Source organism: Stutzerimonas marianensis (assembly GCF_022810315.1).
Lineage (GTDB): Bacteria > Pseudomonadota > Gammaproteobacteria > Pseudomonadales > Pseudomonadaceae > Stutzerimonas > Stutzerimonas marianensis.
Map to the genome: position 1 here is coordinate 1 of NZ_JALGRD010000030.1, position 2,541 is coordinate 2,541.

Below are 2,541 nucleotides of genomic sequence, written 5' to 3' on the forward strand. Positions count from 1 at the left end.
GCTGGCTATTTATGCAGTGTCTCCTTAGGTGTTGTGGTATTGGATGCGTTGGCCCATAGCCGATTTGTGCTTCCCGAGCCGCGTAAGGGTGTTTGGATTCATCCTGAAGCTACATTTGATATGAATTTATACGACTACGACTTGACCAGTCAACGATATGATCAATGGGTTAGGATTACTTTGGAGCGCTATAGCTACAAGAATAAGCGTGCATTATTTAAAGATATGAAAAAATGCAGTATCGAAAGTAAGGGGGGCAGATAACTATTCGCCCTAGCCATCACGAAAAGCTAGAAGCCTGGAGTGGTAAGGGACTAAGTGAGAGTGATTATGTCATTATCCCCAGCGGTAGTAGTCCTTCCGATGTAGGTGCGGCCTTACGCTTGGCTTTTAGTCGGTGCACCTAATGTGTAGAGGTTTCGAGTTGATCTGACACCGGCCTCGTGCCGGTGTTGTTTTATCTGCTTACTGAAAAACCTCCCTTCCTTCGCTGCTCGCTTTAATCGTGGCCTGAACGATCAGGGCATCGAGCATCTGCATCTGTAGAAAAAGGGGACAGATTGAACTAGCCCCGGTCTTACGGAAACCTACCTAAGAGACAGCGTGGAGGCGTTCATACTCGAAAGGCGTCATGTACGCCAGATATGAATGTCGTCGCTGTCGGTTGTAAAACACCTCGATGTAATCGAATAAGCTTTGTCGAGCCTCATCGTAGGTACGGTATTTGTGGTGGCGCACATGTTCGGTTTTCAGCGTATGGAAGAAGCTTTCCATCGCTGCGTTGTCGTCACAATTGCCCTTACGGCTCATGCTCGGTTGGATATTGTTTTGAGCTAGCAACGCCAGATAGCGAGCGGTTCTGGAAATAATAGGGGACAGGCCACGATTAATTTCCGGTAAATCGTGGTCTGTCCCCTAATGTGATTATTGACAGTGCTTTGGATCCCAAGTGGGGGAACACCGCCACAAACGTGGTCAAAATGAGAAAAAGGGGACAGATTTATTTTCCAGTCCTGTTCGTGAGATGCGTAGAAAAGGGGACAGATTTTTATTTCTTGTGCTGGTTGGGTCTGTCTAGTCTTGAATAAGTTACACCTGTTTCACCCAAAAGCCCGGTGCACCGCATCGGGCGTTTGATATTTCAAAGACAGGTGCGGACGCTTGAACAAGGCAAAAGGGGACAGATTTTTTTTCCGGCCCCGTTCGTGAGATGCGCTACAACCTGTTTCTCGCATCTCCGCTAACCTGACGTCTTTCCACGGAATGGAGAGTGTCGCTATGCCCAGGATGGGCCGCCTTGTTTTGCCGAACTACCCGCACCATGTCGTCCAGCGAGGTCACAACCGTCAAGTCGTATTCGCCGCTGACGAAGATTACCAGCGCTACTTGGCTGATCTGCGTGAGCTGAAGGATCCCTTTGGCATCAAAGTCTACGCCTACTGCTTGATGACGAATCATGCTCACCTGCTGCTGGCGCCGGGCGAGGCTGTAGCAGGGCTTGGTCAGTTGATGAAAGCTCTCGCCGCACGAGCCAAACGGTATCGAAATCGGTTGGAAGGCCGGTCTGGAACGCTTTGGGAAAGCCGCTATAAATCGAGCGTCGTTCAAACCGATACCTACCTATTGGCTTGTTCTAGATATATCGAGCTGAACCCCGTCCGCGCACGGATGGCGGCTGACCCAAGCGAATACCGCTGGTCTAGCTTTAACAGCCGCGTATCCCTCGGGCAGTCGACTGAATGGCTAGATACCGATCCTTGCTATTTGGCTTTAGGGTGCACCCAACAACAGCGGAGCGAGCGATATGGAGCATTTGTTCGAGGCGCCGTCCTAGTTTGTCTGCTGCTGGGGTTTGGAAAACGATGGTGGATAACGGGAACGAGGTTTTTGGTGATGAATAAATTCTATGAGTATCGGCAGTGGGTGCTTTCATTTATCGGTATCGGTATCGCGATCAGTGCTATAAGGCACTGGGGTGATTGGAGGGATTTCTTCTCTGTCGGGAACAATAGGGGACAGACCACGTTTTTGTTAGATGTTGATGTGGTTGAATAGCAGTTCACTTGAAGGGAAAAGGATTTCCTATGCCACGTCGAGNGCGAATAATCGGGGACAGACCACGTTTTTGTTAGATGTTGATGTGGTTGAATAGCAGCTAACCTGAAGGAAAAGGATTTCCTATGCCACGTCGAGCAAGGCTTTTGCTGCCTGGTGTGCCGTTGCATTTGATACAGCGCGGTAATAATCGCAGCGCTTGTTTCTATGCTGAAGAAGATTATTTATTTTATCTGGACAACCTGAAGCTTCAGGCAGAGCAACATGGCTGCGCTGTTCATGCTTGGTGCTTGATGACCAATCATGTTCACTTGCTAGTCACCCCATCAAAACCTGAACGCGCCAGCCTTATGATGAAGGGCTTGGGCCAGCGGTTCGTGCAATACATCAATCGAACCTATGACCGTAGCGGTACGCTGTGGGAAGGGCGTTTTAGGTCTTGCTTGCTGCAAGAAGAGGATTACGTGCTTGCATGCTATCGCTACA

Annotated in this window: 4 protein-coding genes and 1 pseudogene; 4 read left to right on the top strand and 1 reads right to left on the bottom strand. The window is 49.4% G+C overall.

The window, feature by feature from the left end; all coding sequences use genetic code 11:
* Both MST27_RS22485 and MST27_RS22490 read left to right on the top strand, forming a co-directional pair.
* Positions 1 to 264, top strand: a 264-nt coding sequence (locus tag MST27_RS22485) for a contact-dependent growth inhibition system immunity protein (protein WP_275973361.1), incomplete at its 5' end; no start/stop codon positions are given.
* A gap of 2 nt (positions 265 to 266) precedes the next feature.
* Positions 267 to 407, top strand: a complete 141-nt coding sequence (locus MST27_RS22490) for a contact-dependent growth inhibition system immunity protein (RefSeq protein ID WP_338052467.1) — start codon at positions 267 to 269, stop codon at positions 405 to 407.
* Between the two features lie 184 nt (positions 408 to 591).
* Here MST27_RS22490 and MST27_RS22125 read toward each other — a convergent pair.
* Positions 592 to 816: pseudogene (locus MST27_RS22125) on the bottom strand (IS3 family transposase); the annotation flags it as partial.
* Between the two features lie 462 nt (positions 817 to 1,278).
* Here MST27_RS22125 and MST27_RS22130 point away from each other — a divergent pair.
* Positions 1,279 to 2,055: a transposase gene (locus MST27_RS22130; protein WP_243608001.1), complete on the top strand. Its 777-nt coding sequence runs from the start codon at positions 1,279 to 1,281 to the stop codon at positions 2,053 to 2,055.
* A 125-nt stretch (positions 2,056 to 2,180) separates the two neighbouring features.
* Positions 2,181 to 2,541 (top strand): transposase (locus MST27_RS22135; protein WP_243608002.1); only part of this gene is annotated, 361 nt, incomplete at its 3' end.

Excerpts from the sequence above, each read along its gene's own strand:
- MST27_RS22130 (WP_243608001.1), top strand. The coding sequence starts at position 1,279 with ATGCCCAGGATGGGCCGCCTTGTTTTGCCGAACTACCCGCACCATGTC.